Source organism: Oceanisphaera psychrotolerans (assembly GCF_001870485.1).
GTDB classification, from domain to species: Bacteria; Pseudomonadota; Gammaproteobacteria; order Enterobacterales; family Aeromonadaceae; genus Oceanimonas; species Oceanimonas psychrotolerans.
Genome location: NZ_MDKE01000014.1, coordinates 17,288 through 39,645 on the forward strand (window position 1 = coordinate 17,288; position 22,358 = coordinate 39,645).

General features: G+C 60.9%; 23 protein-coding genes and 1 pseudogene. 6 read left to right on the forward strand and 18 right to left on the reverse strand.

All coding sequences use genetic code 11. The features are described 5' to 3' along the window. Positions 1–36 precede the first annotated feature (36 nt). The 11 genes from BFR47_RS06660 to BFR47_RS06705 all read right to left on the reverse strand — a co-directional run bounded on the left by BFR47_RS06660 (position 37) and on the right by BFR47_RS06705 (position 11,529). A complete protein-coding gene (locus BFR47_RS06660) occupies positions 37–513 on the reverse strand; it encodes a DoxX family protein (RefSeq protein ID WP_071472346.1) in 477 nt (158 codons plus the stop codon). After that, positions 510–1,274 carry an HvfC/BufC N-terminal domain-containing protein gene (locus BFR47_RS06665; RefSeq protein ID WP_071472347.1) on the reverse strand — a complete coding sequence of 255 codons (765 nt, stop codon included), beginning with the start codon at positions 1,272–1,274 and terminating at the stop codon, positions 510–512. The genes BFR47_RS06660 and BFR47_RS06665 overlap by 4 nt, the downstream gene beginning before the upstream one ends. Continuing rightward, on the reverse strand, positions 1,271–2,152 hold the full coding sequence (gene bufB, locus BFR47_RS06670) for an MNIO family bufferin maturase (protein ID WP_245748831.1): 882 nt from the start codon (positions 2,150–2,152) through the stop codon (positions 1,271–1,273). Before bufB ends, BFR47_RS06665 begins: the two co-directional genes overlap by 4 nt. Before the next feature lie 50 nt (positions 2,153–2,202). Then, positions 2,203–2,502 (reverse strand): BufA1 family periplasmic bufferin-type metallophore, encoded by a 300-nt coding sequence (locus tag BFR47_RS06675; protein WP_071472349.1) that lies wholly within the window; start codon positions 2,500–2,502, stop codon positions 2,203–2,205. A gap of 112 nt (positions 2,503–2,614) precedes the next feature. Then, complete coding sequence (locus tag BFR47_RS06680; protein ID WP_245748832.1) at positions 2,615–3,706, reverse strand: hypothetical protein; 1,092 nt, start codon at positions 3,704–3,706, stop codon at positions 2,615–2,617. Continuing rightward, positions 3,637–3,990, reverse strand: a complete 354-nt coding sequence (locus BFR47_RS18610; RefSeq protein WP_245748833.1) for a hypothetical protein — start codon at positions 3,988–3,990, stop codon at positions 3,637–3,639. The genes BFR47_RS06680 and BFR47_RS18610 overlap by 70 nt, the downstream gene beginning before the upstream one ends. 138 nt (positions 3,991–4,128) lie before the next feature. Then, positions 4,129–5,127 carry a TAXI family TRAP transporter solute-binding subunit gene (locus BFR47_RS06685; protein WP_245748834.1) on the reverse strand — a complete coding sequence of 333 codons (999 nt, stop codon included), beginning with the start codon at positions 5,125–5,127 and terminating at the stop codon, positions 4,129–4,131. A 63-nt stretch (positions 5,128–5,190) separates the two neighbouring features. Continuing rightward, entirely contained in the window at positions 5,191–5,640 is a 450-nt protein-coding gene (locus tag BFR47_RS06690; RefSeq protein WP_071472350.1) for a universal stress protein, read from the reverse strand. Continuing rightward, a complete protein-coding gene (locus tag BFR47_RS06695; protein ID WP_139215122.1) occupies positions 5,637–7,850 on the reverse strand; it encodes a TRAP transporter permease in 2,214 nt (737 codons plus the stop codon). The genes BFR47_RS06690 and BFR47_RS06695 overlap by 4 nt, the downstream gene beginning before the upstream one ends. 359 nt (positions 7,851–8,209) lie before the next feature. After that, positions 8,210–9,577: a sigma-54-dependent transcriptional regulator gene (locus BFR47_RS06700; protein WP_071472351.1), complete on the reverse strand. Its 1,368-nt coding sequence runs from the start codon at positions 9,575–9,577 to the stop codon at positions 8,210–8,212. Further along, a complete protein-coding gene (locus BFR47_RS06705) occupies positions 9,574–11,529 on the reverse strand; it encodes a sensor histidine kinase (protein WP_071472352.1) in 1,956 nt (651 codons plus the stop codon). Before BFR47_RS06705 ends, BFR47_RS06700 begins: the two co-directional genes overlap by 4 nt. Positions 11,530–11,639: 110 nt before the next feature. Here BFR47_RS06705 and BFR47_RS06710 point away from each other — a divergent pair, with 110 nt between their 5' ends. The 3 genes from BFR47_RS06710 (at position 11,640) to BFR47_RS06720 (ending at position 14,659) form a co-directional block, all read left to right on the forward strand. Then, complete coding sequence (locus BFR47_RS06710) at positions 11,640–11,885, forward strand: DUF2960 domain-containing protein (RefSeq protein ID WP_071472383.1); 246 nt, start codon at positions 11,640–11,642, stop codon at positions 11,883–11,885. Between the two features lie 231 nt (positions 11,886–12,116). Continuing rightward, positions 12,117–13,943 carry a putative bifunctional diguanylate cyclase/phosphodiesterase gene (locus tag BFR47_RS06715; protein ID WP_083399039.1) on the forward strand — a complete coding sequence of 609 codons (1,827 nt, stop codon included), beginning with the start codon at positions 12,117–12,119 and terminating at the stop codon, positions 13,941–13,943. 164 nt (positions 13,944–14,107) lie between these two features. Continuing rightward, positions 14,108–14,659 carry a cupin domain-containing protein gene (locus BFR47_RS06720; protein WP_071472353.1) on the forward strand — a complete coding sequence of 184 codons (552 nt, stop codon included), beginning with the start codon at positions 14,108–14,110 and terminating at the stop codon, positions 14,657–14,659. A gap of 64 nt (positions 14,660–14,723) precedes the next feature. On the opposite strand, the gene BFR47_RS19095 is transcribed toward BFR47_RS06720, so the two are convergent. From BFR47_RS19095 to BFR47_RS06735, 4 genes and pseudogenes are all read right to left on the reverse strand, one after another. Then, positions 14,724–14,837 carry an aldehyde dehydrogenase family protein gene (locus BFR47_RS19095; protein WP_281245952.1) on the reverse strand — a complete coding sequence of 38 codons (114 nt, stop codon included), beginning with the start codon at positions 14,835–14,837 and terminating at the stop codon, positions 14,724–14,726. After that, positions 14,834–15,297, reverse strand: a pseudogene (locus BFR47_RS18620) (aldehyde dehydrogenase family protein). Before BFR47_RS18620 ends, BFR47_RS19095 begins: the two are co-directional and overlap by 4 nt. A gap of 140 nt (positions 15,298–15,437) precedes the next feature. Then, a complete protein-coding gene (locus tag BFR47_RS06730) occupies positions 15,438–16,799 on the reverse strand; it encodes an aspartate aminotransferase family protein (RefSeq protein WP_071472354.1) in 1,362 nt (453 codons plus the stop codon). Between the two features lie 27 nt (positions 16,800–16,826). Further along, positions 16,827–17,576: a gamma-glutamyl-gamma-aminobutyrate hydrolase family protein gene (locus BFR47_RS06735; protein WP_071472355.1), complete on the reverse strand. Its 750-nt coding sequence runs from the start codon at positions 17,574–17,576 to the stop codon at positions 16,827–16,829. 292 nt (positions 17,577–17,868) lie between these two features. Here BFR47_RS06735 and BFR47_RS06740 point away from each other — a divergent pair, with 292 nt between their 5' ends. Genes BFR47_RS06740 through BFR47_RS06745 form a run of 3 tightly spaced genes read left to right on the forward strand, consistent with a single transcriptional unit; the run spans position 17,869 to position 19,892 of the window. Beyond that, positions 17,869–19,242: a glutamine synthetase family protein gene (locus BFR47_RS06740; RefSeq protein ID WP_071472356.1), complete on the forward strand. Its 1,374-nt coding sequence runs from the start codon at positions 17,869–17,871 to the stop codon at positions 19,240–19,242. Positions 19,243–19,281: 39 nt separating this feature from the next. Continuing rightward, positions 19,282–19,416, forward strand: coding sequence for a hypothetical protein (locus BFR47_RS19105; RefSeq protein WP_281245953.1), 135 nt, complete (start codon positions 19,282–19,284; stop codon positions 19,414–19,416). Continuing rightward, positions 19,416–19,892, forward strand: a complete 477-nt coding sequence (locus tag BFR47_RS06745) for a copper chaperone PCu(A)C (protein ID WP_071472357.1) — start codon at positions 19,416–19,418, stop codon at positions 19,890–19,892. Before BFR47_RS19105 ends, BFR47_RS06745 begins: the two co-directional genes overlap by 1 nt. 69 nt (positions 19,893–19,961) lie before the next feature. On the opposite strand, the gene BFR47_RS06750 is transcribed toward BFR47_RS06745, so the two are convergent. From BFR47_RS06750 to BFR47_RS06760, 3 genes are read right to left on the reverse strand one after another with little or no spacing between them, the layout of a single operon-like run. Continuing rightward, entirely contained in the window at positions 19,962–20,354 is a 393-nt protein-coding gene (locus tag BFR47_RS06750; RefSeq protein ID WP_245748836.1) for a CoA-binding protein, read from the reverse strand. Between the two features lie 52 nt (positions 20,355–20,406). Beyond that, the gene (locus BFR47_RS06755; protein WP_071472359.1) at positions 20,407–21,252 is read right to left on the reverse strand and encodes a pirin family protein; all 846 of its coding nucleotides are present in this window, start codon (positions 21,250–21,252) and stop codon (positions 20,407–20,409) included. Between the two features lie 10 nt (positions 21,253–21,262). Then, positions 21,263–22,249, reverse strand: coding sequence for a glutathione S-transferase family protein (locus BFR47_RS06760; RefSeq protein ID WP_071472360.1), 987 nt, complete (start codon positions 22,247–22,249; stop codon positions 21,263–21,265). Positions 22,250–22,358: the final 109 nt, after the last annotated feature.

A 22,358-nucleotide genomic window follows, 5' to 3' on the forward strand; every position in this document is an offset into this window, starting at 1 on the left:
CAGTGTATAAAAAGTAGCGGTGGTCGCATCATCCTGCTAGCGCCGCCGGGCCAGCCAGTGATCGAGCGAGAACATACCGGCACCGCGAGACATCAGCAGCAGCAGGACGGTGGCCCAGACCCCGTGAACCGGATAGGCACCGGGATAGACCAGCAGCTGGATCACCAGCGTCATCATCAGCAGAGCAAGGGCCGACAGTCGGGTGGCCAGCCCCAGCAGCAACAGCACGGGAAAGGCATGCTCGGCCAGCGCGGCCAGGGTGGCAGCCAGTTCGGGGGAGAGCAGGGGAAGACTGTATTCGTCCCGAAACAGAAACACCGCCAGCGGCTTGAGACTGGGCCAGCCGAGGCTGAATTCACCGCTGACGATATCGATGGCCAGGCCATCAATCTTGGTCTGACCCGATTTCCAGAACACGGCGGCGATGGCAAAGCGCCCCAGCAGGGCGATGGGCGAATAGGGAATGCGGCTCAGCCACAGGTTGAGCCGGGTGATGATACGGGCTGGATTCATAAGGCGTCTCCATCGGGGTGAAAGGCGGCAATGGCCTTGTGCCGGAGCAGCATTGCCAGGGTCTGCTCCGGTGCAAAATCCGGGTGTAGGCGCAGAGTCTGCTCCAGTGCCGTGCCCAGCGGTTGCTGTAACAGCAATTCGATAAAGCAGGCGCTGGCCTTGTCGAGCGGCAGTAGCTCCACCTGCAGCGCCGGGCGCAGTAACAGGGCTTGTTCGGGGTGAAAGGGGTTGACGTCGGCGATGTTCAATTGCCCCTGATGTGCCCGCCACAGCGAGACCACGGCATAAGGCGAGAGCAGCAGTCGAGTCGAGGGTTGCAGCTGTAATTGCAATCCGGCGACCCGTTGTGCATCGGCCAGCAAGGCGGCGAGCGCCCGGGTATCGAGCCGGTCTGGCTCGGCGGCATGAAGGGCGCCGAGCCAGGCCCTCTCGAGGCGTGCCATGTCGGCCAGATAGGGCACGGCGGATGCGGGTGGAAAGGAGTCGATAAATGCCGGCAGCCGGTGACCGTAGTCGGTCAGCAAGGGTGAGTCCGGCGGCGTCTGTTCGATATACACCCCGGCCATGGCACTAAAGAAGGTTTCGCCCACCAGTTGCCGACAAACCGGAAAGGTGTCGGCCAGCGCAACGGTCAGCGAGGCCCGCACGTTGTTGCGATACACCGCAAAGCGGGCCCGGTTGCCGGGGTTCTGGCTCAGGCTGGTGGGCAGCGCCTGCTCCGGATCGAACAGGGCATTGATGAAGGCATCGTGCATGTTCATGGTGTCGGTGTCCGAGTGTCCGCCTGCGTCAGGCACTGTTCGGCCAGACTCGCTTCCGCCAGCAGCACCTCGAAGGCGGGAATGTTGTTGTCCCGTTCGATCAGGGTGGGGGTGGGGCCGATGCGCTCCAGCAGCTGGCGATACAGGGTCCACACCGGCTCGGCGATGGGGGCGCCGTGACTGTCGATCAGCAGGCGGGCGCCACTGTTATCCCGTTGTTCGTCAAAACCGGCCAGGTGCAGCTCGCCCACCTTGTCCAGCGGCAGGGTGTCGATATAGGTCAGGGCGTCCCACCGGTGATTGACCGCCGACACATGGACATTGTTGACGTCCAGCAGCAGGCCGCAGCCGCTGCGGTTAATCACGGCATGGATAAAGGCGGCTTCTTCCAGGCAGGAGTCGGCAAACGTCAGGTAGGTGGCGGGGTTTTCCAGCAGTATGGGCCTCCCCAGCGCTTCCTGCACCCGATCGAGGTGATCGCAGACTCGTTGCAATGCATCCGGGGTATAGGCCAGTGGCAGCAGGTCGTTGGCGAAACGGCCGCCGTGGCCGGACCAGGCCAGGTGCTCAGACACCGCCTCGGGTTGATAGCGATCGACCAGTTGTGTCAGCCGGTTCAGGTGCGCCATGTCGAGATCTTCGGCTCCGCCGATCGACAGGCCGACCCCGTGCACAGACAGCGGATACAGGGCCCGAACCCGCTCCAGATAATGATGCAGCGGGCCACCGGCCACCATGTAGTTCTCGGCGTGAATTTCAACAAAGGCCAGCGGCGGGCGCCGGGTCAGCAGGGTATCGAAGTGCTGGGGCTTGAGCCCCAGACCAGCCCCGACCGGCAAGGCGGTCGGGCTGGTTGATGACACTGTAGTTGATTGCACTCTGGTTGCGTTCAATGAGTCCGGCATCACGCCTCCCATTGGGTCGTGGATCAGGCCTTCACTTCTTCGAAGGCATCCAGCTGACCAAAGCCGGTCGGTGACGTCGGTGAGGCGGTTTCCAGACAGGTACCGGCAGGAACCAGTTTCCAGGCGTTACCCTGATAGTCGACTTTCGAGGTGCCGGCGCAGGTGGTACCGGGGCCGGCGGCACAGTCGTTTTTGCCTTTCAGTGCCACGCCGTAGCATTTTTCGGTGGCGGCGGTGTCCTGAGCCAGCACCGGCACGCTGGTGGCGGTCAGGGCGGTACCCAGAGCAAAGGCAATGGCAGTAGCGGTGGTTGCTTTGTTCATGTTGAGCTTCCTTCTAACAGACGATGGTGGACCACAGGATGCGGCATCATTACCGTCATCTTTCAGGTTAGTCGGAAGGGGCAGGATAATTGTTACAGAGAAGTTGTTTTTTTTATGTGTTTTTATCCGCCGTCGAATTCCTTCGCCGGGGAATTTCCTCGATTTCCACAATCTTGGAACGGCTCATCACCACCTTCCAGCGCTGGATGACCGGCGGCTTCTGTCCCTGGATTTCTCGGGTGATCAGATTGATGAGGTAGCGTTTTTCTACCGCCTGGCGTGCGACCTGTCCTTCCTTGAGCTGATAGACGTGGTGTGAGCCCTTTTCCATCAGCTTGGACAACAGGCTCAAATCCAGTTGCAGGGTCTCCCGGGTTTGTTCGTAGCCGCTCAGAAAGCGGGTGGGCAGCATGCGGGAATGGCTGCCGTAGTGCATGACCACTTCTTCCCGCTGACTCACGTTGGCATGGCGTGCCGCCAGAATCTCTTCGCTCAGTCGGGAGGCGCGACGATAGTCGAACCATTCCAGCTGGCGGCCCACCAGCTGGTTGCTGTGCACATCGAAATACTGTCGGCGCCATTTGGGACGACCCTTGCGCAGCCAGCGCCACAGGGTGTTGCGCAAGTCGTCCTTGAACAGTTCACGCAGGGCATAGAGCAGTGCCAGGGCGAAGATGACCATCAGCGATATCCCCCCCAGGGTCTCGCGCACCTCGTAGGCGGCCAGCGACACCGAGGTCATCACCACGGCCGTCACCCCGGCCTTGAGCAGTTTCTGTTCGCCCCCGCCCAGTTCCCGGGTTTTCTCCTTGAGCGTGACCGGGTATTCGATCAACCGGCGCAGCAGCCGCATCTTGTTGGAGATACGCGACAGCGCCTCGGTGGTATGGCTGGAATTGTACTGTTGCGCCTCGCGGTGCTGGCGCTCGATGTCACAAATCTCCAGCAGCAGCGACTTGGTCGTCTTGTAGTCGCCGTTGCGGGGCAGGTGGGCCACCAGCGACAGCAGCCGCTGTTCGGTAAACCAGGACAGGTAGTTGTCGATATTGGCGTAATACTTGAGCAGGCTCTGATCGGTGGGCATGTTGCGGCGCAGGCGGCGCAAAATATCCTGGGCCAGGGCGATTACCTCTTCTACCGCTTCCAGGCTGGTCTCGTCTTGTTTGTTGCGCAGAGCGTGACAGGACTGTTCCAGCCCGACCACATACTGATAGGCGTAGAGGCTGAGGCTGAGCCGGTATTGCTCGGTGGTGAGCTTGCCCCGGCGGGCCAGACGGCTGTGTACCAGTGCAGGTGCGGCCGGTCGCTGAAGTAGGTGCGCTGAACGTGAATGGCGTTGTGGTAGAACTCGTCTTCCGGTACCACATTGGTGTTCAGTCCCAGCTCGCCGGGAATAAAGAAGTAAATATCCAGTCGGTGCTCGGTCGCCTCCCGCAGGATACGGGATACCTTGAGAGCAAAACCATCTTTACGTTCAACGCTGATCACGGGCCGGGATGACGCCATAAAAGTGAATAATGACAACATCTTAACGTATTTTTACGTTCACTGCCTGCTGGCTGCCGGAGCGGGGAAGATAAAAAACCCCGCGTCAACGCGGGGTGTGAAGCTCAGGCTCGTGGATGACTATTGCTGGGCGTTGCTCAGGGTTTTTCCCTGTTCGGTCCAGAAGGCCTTGGCGCCGTCGTGCATCGGGGTCACGATACCCATGGTGCCGCTGTCGATGGTCATGGAGGTGGCGGCCTGGGACACGGAGGACATGAACTTCAGGCCTTCTTCCGAATAAATGTCCTGCAGGCTGTCGTGAACCCGTTCTGCGGACAGGTGGCGGCCGGCGACCCACAGTGCGGAGTCCTGAATGGTGACCACATCGTAGTCCACGTTCGGGTAGGTGCCGGCAGGGATGGTGACGGTGGCGTAGTAGGGGTGGTCATTGAACAGGGTGCCTTTCTCGGCGGCTTCGTTCACCTGCAGCAGGCGGATCTTGTTGCTGGAGGCGGCCTGGATCACCGAGGCGTTGGGGAAGCCGGCAAATACCCAGAGGGCGTCGATCTGGCGGTCGCCCAGCGCCGAGGCACCCTGGTTGTAGCCGATGTATTGTGGCGTGATCTTGTCCCACAGCCCCACTCCTTCGAAGAAGCGCTGGGCGGAGGCGGCTGCACCGGAGCCGGCCGGACCCACGGCGATGTTCTTGCCTTCCAGCTGGGCCACATCGGTAATGCCGGAGCCGTCCAGCACGATCAGGTGCGCCGGGGCACCGTACAGATAGGACATGGCCTGGACATTGCGATACTTGCGGGTGTCGTTGGTCAGTTTGCCGTTCAGGCCCAGATACATGTCGCCGGAGTAGACGATACCGAAGTCGGCGTCGCGGGAGTTGACCCGACGCAGGTTTTCCACCGAGCCGGCGGAAGCCATGTTGGATACTTCCACACCTTCCATGGTGCGCGACAGCCGGGTGGCAATGCCATTGGAGAAATACTGGAAGGTACCGCCGTCCGGGCCGCCGGAAAATGCCAGGCGTTCGGTCTGGGCGTGGGCCATGCTCATCCCCAGGGTGGTCACGGCCACGAGGGTGATGGAAGTCAGCGCCTTGGCAGGTTTGCACATGTTGTTCAGTATCATGGTTGTTTCCTCTTTATGGTTGTATTTCTCGTTTTCTTCCCTCGAGAAAGGGGAGGCGGCCCTTCAGCCGCGCTCGGGTACCGTTAATACCGGAATCGATGATTGACGAATGACGCGCTCGGTGGTGGAGCCCAGCAGCAGTTTTTCCAGGCCGTGACGGCCATGGCTGCCGACGATGATGAGATCGGCCCCCAGCTTTTCGGCCTGGGACAGCACGGCCTCGGCGCCGGGGCCAATCATCACTTCGGTGGTCAGTTCGCCCTTGAACTGGCCGAACAGGCGTTGCACAAAATCATGCATGTCGGTTACTGCCTGGGTGTTGACCTCCCTGACGAAGGCGTCCATCACCCCGGCGGGGATGCTGCGCCGGTGTCGGTCGCCCAGTTCGGTGATCACATGCAGCAGGTGCAGTCGGGCGCCGTGTATCCGGGCCAGGTGGCTGGCCAGCTCCGCCGCCCTGGCGGCGCCGTCGGAAAAGTCGGTGGCATACACAATCAGCTTTATCTGAGTCATGGGGGATCCTTAATGAGCGTTTGAGGGCCGGGCCGGCAGCGGGGAGTCACCTTCTCGCTGCAGCCACCACACCAGGCGACCAGCGCCAGGCCACCGATGTCGGACATCAGCGTCGGCCAGTACAGCAACAGGGTACCGGCACCGAGCAGCAGCCATTCATACAGCCGGGTCCTGCGGCGCAGATAACCCATGGAGAAAGCGCCGAAGGCGATGGTACCCAGGGTGGCCGAGACGAAGGCGGTGATGATTTCCAGCACGCTGCCGTCGAGCAGCATGGCCGGCACATAGGCGAACAGCAGTGGCATCACGTACAGCATCTTGGCGAACTTGAACGAGGTCCAGCCGGTCTTCCAGGGATCCGAGCCGGCGATGGCGGCGCCCGCATAGGCGGCCACGCATACCGGCGGAGTGATGTTGGAGTCCTGGGACAGCCAGTAGACGATCATGTGGGCGGCAATGGCCGAGACGCCGAATTCGCCGAGGGCGGGTACCGCCAGCACGGCCACGATCAGATAGGCGGCGGTGACCGGCACCCCCATGCCCAGCACCAGCGAGGCGATGGCCACCAGTACCAGCGCCAGCATCAGGCTGTCACCGGCCATGGAGATGATCAGATCCGAGAACTTGAGGCCCATGCCGGTGAGGGAAATGGTCCCGACGATGATGCCGATCACGCCGATGGTGGCGCCCACGATCAGGGTGTTGCGTGCGCCTACCTGAATGGCCTCCCAGATCTCCCTGGGCCCCATGCGGGTTTCCTTGTCGACCCAGCTCACCGCGATGCACGACAGGGTGGCCCAGAACGCCGAGTTGCCGGCGGAACGACCGCTGAGCAACAGTACCGTGATAATCACCAGTGGCAGCGCATAGTACCAGCCGTGCTTGAACACGGTTTTCCAGTGCGGAATCTCCTCACCCTGTACTCCGACCAGACCGTGTTTCTTGGCTTCGAAATGCACCATGCAGTACACCGCCAGGAAGTAGAGCAGGGCCGGGCCGATGGACAGAATCATGATGGTGGAATAGGGGGTGCCGGTCAGTTCGGCCATCAGGAAGCCGCCCGCGCCCATGATGGGGGGCAGGAACATGCCGCCGATGGAAGCGGCGGGCTCGATGGCGCCGGCCACATGGGGCTTGAACCCGGCCCGCTTCATCATGGGGATGGTGAAGGCGCCGGAAGACACGGTGTTGGCGATGGCCGAGCCGGAAACGGAGCCGAACAGGGCTGATGAGATCACCGCTACCTTGGCCGGACCGCCGGTGGAATGACCGGCGAGGGCCAGCGGCAGATCGATGAAGAACTTGCCGGCGCCGGACTTCTGCAGAAAGGCACCGAAGAAGATGAAGAGGATGACATAGGTCGCCAGCACGCTGGCCATGACTCCGAATACCCCGTTGGTGGTCAGGAACAGGGCGGTGGCCAGACGCTCGAAACGAAAGCCCCGGTGAGCCAGCAGGTCGGGCAGGTAGGGTCCGAACAGGGCGAAGGCGATCATCGCCACCCCGATCAGGGTAATGGACCAGCCCAGTACCCGGCGGCAGATTTCCAGCGACAGCAGCAGGCCGACGATGCTGACCAGCATGTCGACCTCGTTTTCTGCCCCGGCCCGGTAGTTGAGCAGCTCGAACTGGCTGATCCAGTACAGCACGGTACCGGCGGTCATCAGGGCCAGTATCACATCGCTGGCGGTCGGGCTGTTGTGATTACGCCGGTTCAGCCACTGGTCCAGCGGCAGCAGGATGGCGGCGAAGGGCAGGATCAGCCACAGGCCGTAGTGCAGTTTGTCCAGATCCTGCTCCAGCGCCATGCTCAGGCCGTCGTAGTTCCAGGTTTCCCGGAACAGGCTTAATTGCTGGTAGAAGGCGGTGGGTGAGTCGTACACCAGGAAGCAGCTGACCAGCACTGCCAGCAGGGTGGCGCTGATCAACGACAGGCCGCCGTGGGCGGTACGGCTGCCCGCCGGGTATAACAGAAAGACCAGCACGAAGGTGATCAGCACATAGATGCCGAGATGATACTGGGTGCTGAGGGCGGCGACGCCGGCGCCATAAAAATAGATGGCCACCATGGTCGCGGCCAGGGCTGCCGCCAGCCAGGCCCAGGGACCCGTGAGCTGGCGCTCGCTCTTGGCATCTTTTTCCATCAGTTCCTTGAGCTTTTGCTGCTCGTCGGGACTGAGGCTGTCGAGTTGTTGTTTGTCGTTTGACATCTTGACCTCTGTATTTGCTCCGGCCTGTGGGCCGGTTGGCTTTCCCTGCCGGGGTGTATCCTGAGCGCGGATAACCCTGTGGCGTTGTTGTTAATGCCATGTAGCAAAAATGAGGCCAGATTTGGTGAGGTGGTAGCAGAGGCCCGTGGGGCAGGGGCTGGCGACGGATCACCCGCAGCAGAGAAGGCGGCGGCAGCAAGAAAATGGGTGGAAACCCGCCGCTTTCGGCTCAGGCCTGGGGGGATTTCCCCCCATTGGGGTTAACGCGGGTGAAAACGAGGGGTTACTGGGGGGAAAGCCTGCAAGGGGTGGGCCTGCCGGCGCGGGGGCCGGTCTGCCGGTGGGTGGAAATCCCCCCATCAGTCCGGACCTCCCCGGTAGTCACTCTTGTCCAGACCGTGCTTTTTCATCTTGTCATACAGGGTCTTGCGCGGTAGCTGGAGACTTTCCAGGGTGTCCTTGATGGAGCCGCCGTGGCGGGCCAGCTCGGCCTGAATCAGGGTCTTCTCGAAGTGTTCGACCCGTGCGGCCAGCCCCTGGGCCACCGGCTCCGGCTCGGTGATGGGCCTGTCGTCGAAGTCGAAGGTGCAGGCTTCGCCGAGCAGTACATATCGCTCCGCCAGGTTGCGCAGCTCGCGCACGTTGCCGGGCCAGTCGTGGCTCATCAGCCGATGGATACGCTCGGGAGACAGCGGCGGAATTTCCCGTTCGTACAGGGTAGAAGCGAGCAGGGCAAAGTGCTGGAACAGCATGGGGATGTCCTGGGGGCGAGCCCGCAGGGGGGGGATATCGATGCGCACCACGTTGAGCCGGTAATAGAGATCCTCGCGAAATTCTCCCGTCTCGGCCAGGGCTCGGAGATCGGCCTTGGTGGCGGCGATGATGCGCAGATCGAGCGGGATCAGGGTATTGGAGCCGAGCCGCTCTATGGCTCTTTCCTCCAGCACCCGCAACAGCTTGATCTGCAGGCTCATCGGCATGCTTTCGATTTCATCCAGAAACAGGGTGCCGCCGTTGGCGTGCTCGAACTTGCCGATGCGTCGCTCCCTGGCATCGGTGAAGGCGCCCTTTTCGTGGCCGAACAGTTCCGACTCGATCAGGGTCTCGGGCACACCGCCACAGTTGATAGCCACGAAATTGCGCTCCCGGCGTGGACTGTGCTCGTGGATGTAGCGGGCCAGCAAGTCCTTGCCGGTGCCGGTTTCTCCCATCAGCAGTACATCGGCCGGCGTATCGGCGACGGTATGTACCAGTTTGCGCAGCTGCAGAATGGCGGGAGAAGCACCGATGATGCGTGGACCGGGGGCGCTCTGGGCCTGCAGTTCCTGGCGTAGTTGACGGTTTTCCAGCGTGAGGGCACGCTTTTCCAGCGCCCGGTGCACCACATCGAGCAGCAGGTCGGCGGAGAAGGGTTTTTCGATGAAGTCGTAGGCGCCGTTGCGGATGGCGCCGACCGCCATCGAAATATCACCGAAACCGGTGATCAGGATCACCGGAATGTCCGGATCCCGCTGTTTGATCTGTTGCAGCAGCTCCAGCCCGTTCATGCCCGGCATGTTGATGTCGGTGACCACCACGCCGGCAAAATCGGGGGAGATCCGGGCCAGGGCCTGGCGGGCATCGGCCAGCGCGAGCACCTGGTAGTCTTCCAGCTCCAGGGTTTGCCCGGCCGACAGGCGGACATGGGGATCGTCATCGATCAGGATGACGGTGGCGTCGTGGTTCATGAATGCTCCTGAGGGGAAAGCGATGGCAGCGTCAGGGTGAACAGGGCGCCGCCCTGCGGGTGATTGGCGGCCTCCAGTCTGCCGTCAAGGCTGTGTACGATACGGTGGGAGATGGACAGTCCCAGCCCCATGCCGGTCGGTTTGGTGGTGTAAAAAGGCTCGAATACATGGGCGAGGGCCTCGGGGCTCAGGCCCGGTCCCTGGTCACATACGCTCAGCCGCACCCACTGGGGATGGCTGTCGAGCGTGATCTCGATCCGGGGAGATGGTTGTCCGGCCATGGCCTGCAGGGCATTGCTGATCAGGTTGACCAGCACCTGCTCCAGCCGGCCGATGTCGCCGGCGACCCAGAGACTCTCCAGCCCCTCGGGCCAGATGATGCTGGCCTGTTGCTGTTCCAGCTGACCGCCCATGATCACCATGACCCCCTGGCGCAGATGCTGGAGATTGACGCCCCGTCCGGTCTCCTGGTGCGGGCGGGCGAACTCCCGAAGCGGTTGCAGAATGGAGGCCATGCGATCGGCCAGTCCGGCAATTTCTGTCAGGTTGGTGGCCACCGACTCGTTCTTGCCCCGGGTGAGCAGCTTGCGGCCGTTGTCGGCGAAATGGCGGATAGCGGTGATCGGCTGGCTGAGTTCATGGTTGATACCGGCAGACAACTGGCCGAGTACGGCCAGCTTGGCGGTCTGAATCAGCTGGTTCTGGGTCTGATGATGCTGCTCTATTTCCTGCTGCAGGCGCTGGTTGGCATCGGTCAGTTCCCGGGTGCGCAGCCTGACACGTTGCTCCAGGGCTTCGTGCGCCTGCTTCAGTTCGGCCTGGTGGTGCTGCTTCATCCGGTGGCGGGCGCTGAAAAACAGCACCAGGGCGGCCAGAATGAGGTAGAAGGTGAGGCCCAGGCCCAGGGTCTTGAAGAGGCTGCTCTGCAAGGGGCGCAGGCTGGCCAGCACCGCGACCCGCATGCCGGCGTCGGGCAGTAATCGGCTCTGCAGCAGGTACTGTCCGGCTCGCCCGGACAGCCGCCTGGAGGTGGTGTCCGGGGTATCGACCAGCGTCAGCAGTAGATCGCCCTGTTCGGTGAGTTCCCGGCGAATGATGTCGAGTGGCAGCAGCGGGGCCTGACCGTAACGACGGCTGGCGGTAATACGGGCAATATCCAGCTCGTTGAGCCAGCCGGCCTGTGGGCTGCCTGGTGGCCGGTCCTGCCGCAGTTGCGGTTCATGATTGCCGTAGGACTGCCTGACGGTGCTTCTGCCGGTTTCCGGCAAGTAACCGAGGGTGCGAAACCGCCAGTAGGCGCGGGTGGAAATGAAGATCACCCCGTCTTCATCCATCACCAGAATATCCTGCGAGGGATCGCTCCAGTCTTCTTCTATGTCTTCCAGATCGACCTTGACCACGGCGACCCCGATGATCTGACCGGCCTGGAGCACCGGGTAGGAAAAGAAATAGCCGCGTACCCGGGAGGTGTTGCCCAGGGCGAAATAGCGACCGGCTCCGCCCTCCATGGCCTGCTGGAAATAGGGGCGGAAGCTGTAGTCGTTACCGATAAAGGAATGGGGCTGTTCCCAGTTGCTGGCCGCCAGGGTCATGCCGTCGGTGCCGAGCACATAGCTGTCGGTGGCGCCCATGGTGGTATTGACCCAGGCCAGGTAACGATTGGCGATGTCGATGCTCTGCGCATCGTCGGGGTGTTCGAGCAGGTTGATCAGTTGCTGCTGGTTGGCCAGCAGGCGGGGCAGGTCACGGTGTCGATCGAGCTGATACTGCAGACTGACGATATAACGGCTGAGATTGGCATCGGCCTGTTCGCGGATCCGTTCCATGGCTTGCATACGCGCCGTGTTATACAGCGCGAAGGCGAGCAGGACCATGCCCAGCAACAGCAGCAGGATGAGCGGGCTTCGCGCGCGGATCGCAGAGGAGGCCAGAAAGGAGTCCGTTCGTTTCATGAGCCCGATTATGCGCTGCCGGGCGACAGATGGGAATCCGTCTGCGCAGGCCGGACTTGAGTCGGCAGGGCGGTTGCGGCGACAATGGCATTTTTCCCGGGAATACCACCATGGCTTTTCGTATTACTTATCAGTATCACAAGCAGCAAAAAGAAATCGGTTTTGCCAATGACAAGCACCACAGTGTCTATGACGCCATTGCGGCGGCAGAAGGGGTGGATCTGGCCGAGTTTCACCGCATGGAAAATCAGGTGGCCAATGTCAGCCGCAATGACCGCAAGACGATGAAAGACTTTCGTGAGGAGTATTTCCGCAAGCTGGGTTTCAGCCAGGTCACCATTTTTCGCGAGGAATAACATCCCCACCCGCCGGCTCCGGGATCCCTGAGCCGTCAGGCCTGATATTCCGGGGCGCCAGTCCCCCTCGCATCGTCTGATCCGATCGCCGGTTCACAACGCCATATAAAACAATGCGTTATTATAATCTGATGGCGAGCTGCCGTTTTTGCTTAGAGACAAAATCACGTGGACAGTCCCAAATGGCTTTGCCATGCTAGTGATTGGCACAACAGCCTACATGGACGACCAGTGGAACAAATACAGACCTTTGTTGGTTATCACAACGCCCTGATGCAGTTGGTGCGTAGCCGGGGGTTTATCGGACGGGACAAGCGGCACAAGCTGGAAGCGTTGGGCGAGTTTTGTGGTGAGTTGCTCAAGGTTGATAAAACCAGTATCTGGAAGGTCAGCGTCTGTGGCAACACCCTGAAGCGTGAGCTGCATTATCCGCAGATTGGCGCTGGTGAAGACGGCAGCATCAGCCTGAGCCGGCAACAGCACGGTGCCTATTTCTCGGCGCTGGATGCGGCCGAGATCATCAGTGCCGATGATGCGGCCACCGATCTGCGTACCCGCTCCTTTCGCCATGGTTATCTGGACAAAGAAGACATCGTTTCCATGCTGGATGCACCCATTTTCGACGGGCACCGGCTGGTTGGCGTGATCTGTCTGGAAAGCCGGCAGCCGCGGTGCTGGACCCTGGCCGACATTGCTCTGGTGACGGCCGTCGCCGATACCATCAATCTGATCAATACCCATGAAGCCTGGCTGAACAGCCGCAAGGAACTGGACTACGTTACCCATCACGACGATTTTACCGGCCTGTTGAACCTGCGCTCTTTGCGTAACCAGATCAACCGTCTGGTCGGTGATGATACACATGACCCCTTTGCCCTGCTGTGGCTCGACATCGACCGGCTCAATGCCATCAATAACGGCATGGGATTTCATGTGGGCGATAAGGTGGTTAGTGAAGTTGCTGCGCGTCTGCGGGGGATGTTACTGCCAGGCAAGGAAACGGTGGCCCGGGTCGGTGGCGACGAATTCGCCATTGTCTATCGCTTTCCGCAGGATCTGGACTCCATGCACGAAGCGGTGGATGTGATTCTGCAGACGATCTGTCACCCCATCATGGTGGGGGAGCACAGGGTGCAGGTGACGGCCAGCGTGGGGATTTCCTTCTTTCCCTATGACGGGGCCGATACCTCGACCCTGATCCGTCACAGCGAGTCGGCGATGTATCATGCCAAAGCCTGTGGCCGGCGGCAGGCGCAGTATTTCAATGAGGATATCTCAGCCACCGCCAAGGCGCGTTTTTTGCTGGAAAGCCAGCTGTCGGAAGCCATCGAGGCGGGTGTTCTGAGTGTGGTCTATCAGCCGATCATGTCCGCCGATAGCCACTCGGTGGTCAGTGCCGAAGCCCTGGTACGCTGGCAGCACGACAGCCTGGGCTTTATGTCTCCGGCGGAATTTCTTCCCCTGGCCTACGAGGCCGGGTTGATCGCGGCCCTGGATCTTTGGGTGCTGGAACGGGTGTGCCGGGACATACAACAGTCACAGGCACAGGGGCTGCTGATGCCGCCGGTGGCGGTCAACCTTTCTGCCGACGCCATTATGGATCCCATGCTGGCGGATAGAGTCTGGGCGTTGCTCGAAAAGTATCAGGTACAGGGCTCCCAGCTGGAACTGGAGGTCATCGAAGACGCCATCAAGGGGGACTCGAAAGTCCTGCGGCGCACCCTGGAAGAACTGGTGCGCATGGGTATCAAGTTGTCCATCGATGATTTCGGCACCGGTTACTCCTCGTTGCTACGGCTCAAGAATCTGCCTTTTTCCAAGCTGAAGATCGATCACTCCTTCATCCAGGATTTACCGGATGATCAGGATGACTGCGCCATTACGTTGTCGATACTGGGGATGGCAAGGGGACTGGGGTTGAAGGTGGTGGCCGAAGGCGTGGAAAATCACGAGCAGGAAGCCTGGCTGCAGCACCAGGGCTGCGATTACCTGCAGGGATTCAAATACCACAAGCCCATGCCCATCGACGCCTTTCTCGGATTGCTGGTTACCGTCTGAATATTCGGTGCTATCTCCGGGCTGAACCGGCCACGCGCTCGGTTATATCGGGCCGTTGGAATCAATTTACAGTCTCTTTCCGCTTGCTGTAGAATGCGGCCCGCACACTTTTTACTCTCTTCTGGCGTGGTGATATGACGACTGCTGAACAAGGTACTGATGATATGTCCAACGATGTGGGTACCCGGCTGAAGGCGGTGCGCACCTTGCGAAATATCTCCCAGCGGGAGCTGGCCAAGCGTACCGGGGTGACCCATTCCAGCCTGTCGTTGATCGAACAGGGCAAGGTCAGCCCGTCGGTCAGTTCGCTGAAGAAGATCCTCGACGGCATCCCGATGACGGTAGGGGAGTTCTTTACCCTGGATTTGCAGAATACCGATCAGATTTTCTACGCCGCCGATGAGCTGCAGGATGTGGGATCCGGCAGTCTGTCCCTGAAGCTGGTTGCTTCTAACCGCAAGAACCGCGCCATGTCTTTTATCATCGAGACCTACCCGCCCGGCGCCGATACCGGCCATGACATGATGGCGTATCGGGGCGAAGAAGCGGGCGTGGTGATTGAAGGTGAGGTGGAGCTGAATGTGGGCGGCCAGGTGCGGGTGCTGCAGGAAGGCGACAGTTATTATTTTTCCACCACCCAGCCGCACCGTTTTCGCAACAACAGCGACCGGCCCTGCCGGGTGGTGAGCTGCTCGACCCCCGCCAAGCATTTCTGAACAGACAACCATCGGGCTCCATGACGGAGCCCGATTTGTTTCATTCTGCTTTCGAGCCCCGGTATCAGCCTCCGAGGGCTATCCAGGTGGTCTTGATCTGACTGTATTCCGCCAGCGAGTGCAGCGACTTGTCCCGGCCGTTGCCGGACTGCTTGACCCCGCCGAAGGGCACCGTCATGTCGCCCCGGCGTAGTTGTTGACATAGACCTGCCCCGACTCCAGCCGCCGCGCCGTGTTCAACGCCTTGTCCAGATTCCGGGTCCAGACCGCCGCCGCCAGCCCGTAGGGCAGTCGTTGGCGATGGCAATGGCTTCCTCTGCACTGTCGAAGCCGATCACCGCCAGTACCGGACCGAAGATTTCTTCCCGGGCCAGGGCCTGACGGTTGTCGACCCGATCGAACACCGTGGGCGGAAAGTAGCAACCACCGCCGTCGGTCAGCACCGGCTCGCCCCCAAGGCGCAGGCGGGCCCCCTGCTCTATGCCCCTGGCCACATGGCTGCGGATGCCGTCGAGCTGGGTGGCATCGACGATGGCGCCCATGCTGCTTGCCGGATCCAGCGGGTTGCCCGGCAGCCATGACTGCCAGCTGGGCATCCTGCTCGTCACAGCTGGCCACCTCGGCCAGCGGCAGGCCATTGGCCGGATTGAGGCTGGCGAAGCGGTCGCCCTTGACCGAGTCGCAATACTGACCCTGGATAAAAGCGCGGCCTTCCGGCCGCAACTGTTCGCTCCGGGCCTGCCAGTCGGCAAGCGATGGTTGACTCATTTTTTTCTCCTCAGTCCATGATGCCCAGCTGGCGGGCGGTCAGATCCAGGCTCCGGCGCGCCAGCGTGACCAGTTGGTCGATTTCGGCCTCGGTGATCACCAGTGGCGGTGACACCACCATGGTTTCGCCCACCGAACGCATCACGATGCCGCTCTGGAAGCAGTTATCCCGACACTGGCTGCCGATGCCGGGTGCGAAACGGGCCATGGTGCCCTTGTCGGCCACCAGCTCCAGGGCGCCGAGCAATCCCAGGCTGCGGGCTTCGCCCACCAGCGGATGACTGGCCAGAGTGGCCCACTGCCTGGCGAAGTAGGGGCCGGTGACGTCCCGTACCCGATCGATGACGCCTTCTTGTTCCAGCAGCTCCAGATTGCGCAGGGCCACGGCGGCACAGGCGGGGTGACCGGAGTAGGTGAAGCCGTGGTAGAACTCGCCGCCCTGCTCGATCAGCAGATCCGCCACCCGGTCGCCGACTAGCACGCCGCCGATGGGCAGATAGCCGGACGACAGCCCCTTGGCGATGGGCATGAGATCGGGCTTGATGTTGAAGTGCTGGCTGCCGAACCACTGGCCGACCCGGCCGAAACCGCAGATCACCTCGTCGGCGATCAGCAGGATGCCGTAGTGATCACAGATGCGCTGGATCTCGGGCCAGTAGCTTTCCGGCGGAATGATGACGCCACCGGCGCCCTGTACCGGTTCGGCAATAAAGGCGGCGACCCGCTCCACGCCCAGAGTCTTGATCTTCTGTTCCAGCGAGCGGGCGGCCAGCAGGCCGAATTCCTGCGGATCCATTTCCCGGCCTTCGCCAAACCAGTAGGGCTGCGCGATATGTTCGATATCCGGCAGCATGGGGCCGCCCTGTTCGTGCATGGGCGCCATGCCACCCAGGCTGGCGCCGGCCACGGTGGAGCCGTGATAGCCGTTGCGACGGCCGATGATCACGGTTTTTTCCGGTTGGCCCTTCAGTTGCCAGTAGCGGCGTACCATGCGTACCACTGTGTCGTTGGACTCGGAGCCGGAGCCGGTGAAGAACACATGATTGATGTGCTCGGGCGCCAGCTCGGTCAGCTTCTTGGCCAGCTTGATGGCCGGCGGGTGGGCGGTCTTGAAGAAGTTGTTGTAGTAGGGTAGTTCCTGCATCTGCTGCTGGGCGGCGTCCACCAGTTCCTGACGGCCGTAGCCGAGGTTGACGCACCAGAGGCCGGCCATGGCATCCAGAATCCGGTTCCCTTCCGAATCATAAATATAGATACCCTCGGCCCGGGTGATGATGCGGCTGTTGTCACCCAGCTCCTTGGTGTCGGTGAAGGGGTGAAGGTGATGGCGGCTGTCTTGCTGACGTAATTCCTGGGTGTCGTGCTGTTGCATGATGATGTCCTTTTCGTCCGGTGCCGTTCAGGCGCAGATTGTCGATTGATGCCGGGCGCAGGCGGCGCCGAAGGCGGTAAAAATGGCCTGGTACAGCGGATGCTGATCAGGCTGCCACTCCGGGTGCCATTGCACGCCGAGGGCGAAGGGAAGGGAGGGATCGCTGATGGCCTCGATCAGTCCGTCGGGCGCCAGGGCCTCGGCGATCAGGCCTTCGCCCAGTCGGTTTATACCTTGCTGGTGCAGGGAATTGACCATGAATTCGGCTTGTTGAGTAAGCCGATACAGCAGGCCGTCCGGGTTGAGGTTGATGCCGTGAGCCGGATCGTAGTGGCTGTCTTTCCATTCATGAGCCGGCTCGCGGTGATCGAGCATGCCGGCCTGCTCCTGCAGCCGGTGATGCAGGCTGCCACCATAGGCGACATTCATTTCCTGCAGGCCGCGGCAGATGCCGAGCATGGGTAATTTCAGTTGGCGCGCCTGGCGGATCAGTGACAGGGCGCTGCCATCCCGATCGACATCGTAACGGCAGTCGTCGGGCCAGGGGGCCTGACCGAAATGGCGTGGCTCCACGTTGCTGTAGCTGCCGGTCAGGCAGAGGCCATCGAGTCGCTCCAGAATACCCGGCGCCAGCCCCTGCTCCAGGGCTGGCAGCAGGACCACCTCTACTCCTGCCGCCTGGCGCAGGGCGTTCACGTACTTGTTGACCACCATGTGGCTGTCGTGACCTTCAATGTGCCGCTGGCAGGCGGTTACTCCGATTAATGGCTGGTGCATTATTCTTTCCATCTGGCTGCCCGGTAATGTCATTTGGTTGTGTATATTCAACACTCTCGACGCGGTGGTTGTAAAGGATAAAAGCACACGCTTGGCGGTAAAGCGAGGTGGTTTATGTGAAGTGACGGTCTTTTTTTAGTGCTTTTTGTGATGAGAGTCGCCATTATCAACAGGGTTTAAGCGAAATGTACGCGGTGAAGATTGCATTAGTTTGGTGATTATTCTATAACGATTTAAATATTGTGTGTTTATTAAATTATAACGCTTTAGGGCGGTTAACAGGGAGGTCGTAATGGACGAAATGGGGATACAGGAAGCCCGGGAATTTCTGGAACAGAACCCGGATATCAATTCCATCGATCTGATGATTGGTGATATCAATGGCGTGATCCGCGGCAAGCGCATCCCGCGGGACAGCCTGCTCAAGGCCTATGAGGAAGGCATTTGCCTGCCGGCCTCGCTGTTTGCGCTGGATATCAACGGCAATACCATAGAAGAAACCGGATTGGGACTGGATCAGGGCGAAGCCGACCGCTTGTGTTACCCGGTGGCCGGTACCCTGAGTCGTACCCCCTGGCAGGACAGGCCCTGCGGCCAGGTGCTGATGAGCATGTACGAGAACAACCAGGCTCCCTTTATCTATGATCCGCGTCATGTGTTGCAGCGAGTGCTGGACCGTTTTGCCGAACTGAAGCTGACACCGGTAGTGGCGGTGGAAACCGAGTTCTACGTGGTCGACCGCGAGCGGGACGAACTGCAGCAGCTGCAGCCGCCGGTATCTCCGGTCACCGGCAAGCGGGATGCCCAGTGCCAGGTGTATTCGCTGTCGGATCTGGATGATCACTGCGATTTTATCGAAGCCATTCACGAAGCCGCCCAGGCTCAGCGGTTGCCGGTGGATACCGCCATTGCCGAATGCGCGCCGGGGCAGTTCGAAATCAATCTCAAGCACAGAAGCAATGCCATGCAGGCCTGTGACGAGGCGGTGTTGCTCAAACGACTGATCAAGGGGGTGGCGGCCCGACACCAGATGGATGCCACCTTCATGGCCAAGCCCTATAACCAGGAGGCGGGCAGCGGTACCCATATTCATGTCAGCCTGCTGGACGAGCAGGGCAACAATGTATTCAAGGGCGAAACGGACGATCCACTGGGCAGCAACATACTGAAACATGCCATTGCCGGCACCCTGGCGCTGATGCCGGAGTCGATGGTGGTCTTTGCCCCCAACGCCAACAGTTATCGTCGCTTCCAGCCCGGTTTCTATGTGCCCATGAGCCAGACCTGGGGGGCCGACAACCGCACCGTGGCGGTACGTATTCCCGGCGGCAGTGACGAGGCCCGCCGGCTGGAGCACCGCGTTGCCGGTGCCGATGCCAACCCCTACCTGCTGATGGCCAGCATACTGGCCGGTATCCATTACGGCATTACCCAGCGGTTGACTCCGCCCGCGCCGGTGGTGGGCAACGGCTACGCCTCTCACCCGCCCAGCCTGCCGTCCAGCTGGATCCAGGCGCTGGAGCAGTGGCAGCGCAACGAGCTGTTACCGGAATATCTGGGACGGGAGTTCTGCCGGGTGTATCACGCCAACCGCTACGGTGAGCGGCTGTTGTTCATGCGCCATGTCAGCCCGCAGGAGTTCGACTGGTATCTGCGTTCGGTCTGATGATTCGCTAAACATTCAATCACCATGGAAGGGAAAGAGATGAAAACACGACAATGGTTTGGTCTGGGCGGCGTCTGGCTCGCCTTGTTGTTATTGCTGGCGCCGGCGCGCTGGCCTTTCTGTGTGCGCCGATTACAATGGACCGAACCTAATTACCTGAAAGGAATGAAATAATGGCTCCGTTACGCACCTTGCTGGCTACTGCCCTGCTGCTGGGCTCCGCCGCGGTCACTGCCCACGATTACCATGGTGGCGGGCTGCATATCGACCACCCCTGGAGTCGGCCGCTGCCGCCGGTGGCCACCACCGGAGTGGCTTATCTCAATATCACCAACAAGGGGGAGGCGGAGGACGTGCTGCTGAGCGCAGAGAGTCCCATTGCAGACAAGGTGGAGATCCATACCCACATCAAGGACGGTGACATGATGAAGATGCGTCAGCTGGACGAACTGGCGATCCCGGCCGGTGGCGAGCAGACCCTGGCTCCCGGTGGTCACCACCTGATGTTGATGGGGTTGAAGCGGGTGCCGGCGGTCGGCGAGCGCTTTCCGCTGACGTTGCACTTCAAGCAGGCCGGCACCGTCGAAGTGGAAGTAGCGGTGGATGCCGAGCCGGAGCAACAGCAGGGCGAGCAGCACCATCATCACTAAGCATCTTTCGAACGGGGTGTAACAACAAGGGGCCAGGGCCCCTTGTTGTGTCCGGCATGGACAGGTTGGTTAGCCCAGCAGTTGCTGATGCACCTTCTTGATACAGAGGTTTTCCACGTAGTCCAGTTCGGCTTCGGCGGCGGATTCGGCCGCCGCCGTGCTCTGAACTCCCTCCTGCAGCCACAGGCTCCGAGCTTCATGCTCGATGGCTTCGATGGCGACATCGGCGGCAAATTCGCCGCGACGAAACACGTTGATCAACTGCACCGGCTGATCCAGCTCGTCCAGCTCGGCGACACAGGTCTGTCCGAGGATGACGGCACCGGCCAGTTGCGGATTGACCGGATAGACCAGATAGCCCTGTTGCAACAGATATTCCATTACCTGATAGCTGGCTCGCTCCGGCCGGTTGGAGGCGCCTACCAGGGCAATGCTGCGAGTGTTGGAAAGAATACGTTTCAAGCGGTTTTGCTCAAGCGCGTCCATAGGGCATCCCTAATCGAGAAAAACCTCTTTATACCAGTTTGCCGGCCCGGTAATCCATCATCGCCTGCTCGATTTCTTCCATGCTGTTCATCACGAAGGGGCCATACTGAACCACCGGTTCATTCAGCGCCTTGCCGGCCAGCAGCAGCAGGCGGCCACCCTGGTCTCCGGCCAGCAATGTCAGCCGGTCGCCATCGCCGAGCAGCGCCGTGTGTTCATGGGGCAAGAGGGTGTTACCCAGTTGCAGGGCGCCTTCGAAGGCGTAGACCAGGGCGCCAAGCCCGGCGGGAACTGGCAGCGTCAGCTGCTGGTGCGGCGCCAGTCGGATATCGACGATCAGCGGCCGGGTATGTTCGCTCTGAATGGGGCCGGTGAGCGACTGGTTGTTCAAGGTCAGGGTGCCAGCCAGCAGAACCAGCTCACCGTCGCCGTCGAGTGCCAGTCTTGGCAGTGTGGCGGCGCGGATATCCTGGTAGTGGGCCGGCTGCATCTTGAGGGCGGCAGGCAGGTTCAGCCAGATCTGAAAGCCGCGCATCCGGCCTGCTTCCTGCTGGGGCATCTCCGAGTGGATGACCCCCCGGCCGGCGGTCATCCATTGCACATCGCCGGCCCGCAGATGCCCTTCGTTACCCATGTGATCCCGGTGCAGCATATGACCGTCGAGCATGTAGGTGATGGTTTCAAAGCCCCGGTGCGGATGCTCGGGAAAGCCGGCGATATAGTCGGCGGCGTCATCCGACGAGAAGTTATCCATCATCAGGAAGGGATCCATGCGCTGGCGCTGGCTCTGACCCAGGGCGCGCTTGAGTTTTACGCCGGCGCCGTCGCTGGTGGCCAGCGCCGGATACAGGGTGATGACTTCGCGGTGGTTCATGTTCGGCTCCTCAACTAAAACGGTTTGCCCTGTCATGGGGTACCTGCCAGTCCTGCTCCGGCCCGATGGAGATAATGCCATGGGGGTTGATGGTCGGGTGGCTGCAAAAATAATGATGGCGAATATGGGCCATGTTCAGGGTGTCGGCGATGCCCGGCTGCTGGTAGATGTCGCGCAAATAACCGTAAAGGTTGGAATAGTCGCTTATCTTGCGGCGGTCACACTTGAAATGGGTGTGATAGACCGCATCGAAGCGGGCCAGGGTGGTCCACAGCCGGATATCGGCCTCGGTCAGCCGGCTGCCGACGAGGTAGCGTTGCCGGTCCAGCCGTTGCTCCAGCCGGTCGAGCCCGGCAAACAGGGCCCGCACCGCCTCGTCGTAGGCTTGCTGGCTGGTGGCGAAGCCCGCCTTGTAGACGCCGTTGTTGATGCTGTCGTACACCTCGGCATTGATGGTGTCGATCTGTGTACGCAGTGCCTCGGGATAGTAATCACCGGCCCTGGCGCCAAGGTGGTCGAAGGCGCCGTTGAGCATGCGGATGATATCGGCAGATTCGTTGCTGACGATGGTCTGCTGCTGTTTGTCCCACAGTACTGGCACCGTGACCCGGCCGGAATAGTGCGGGTCGGCCTTGAGATAAAGCCGGTACAGGTAGTCGAGCCCGTAGAGGGGATCGCCGGTGGCGGCCTCGAAACCGGGGTCGAAGGTCCAGCCGTGTTCGCCCATCAGCGGGTGCACCACCGAGACCGGGATCAGGTCTTCCAGCCCCTTGAGCGCACGCATCATCAGGGTGCGGTGTGCCCAGGGGCAGGCCAGGGAGACATACAGGTGATAGCGTCCCGCCTCGGCGGCAAAGCCCGGCTGGCCGGTCGGGCCGGCATCGCCATCGGCGGTCACCCAGTTGCGAAACTGGCTTTCGCTGCGTTTGAATCGTCCCTTGTTTTCCTTGGTGTCGTACCAGACATCATGCCAGATGCCCTCAACCAGCTTGCCCATGTTCGGCTCCTCGGTGTAGTGAATACTATGAGCCTAGTGTGGGCAAAGTCGCGGGGGGATCACAGCGGATAAGTTCGCCGGACTTTTTCAAAAATTATGAACAAGAATG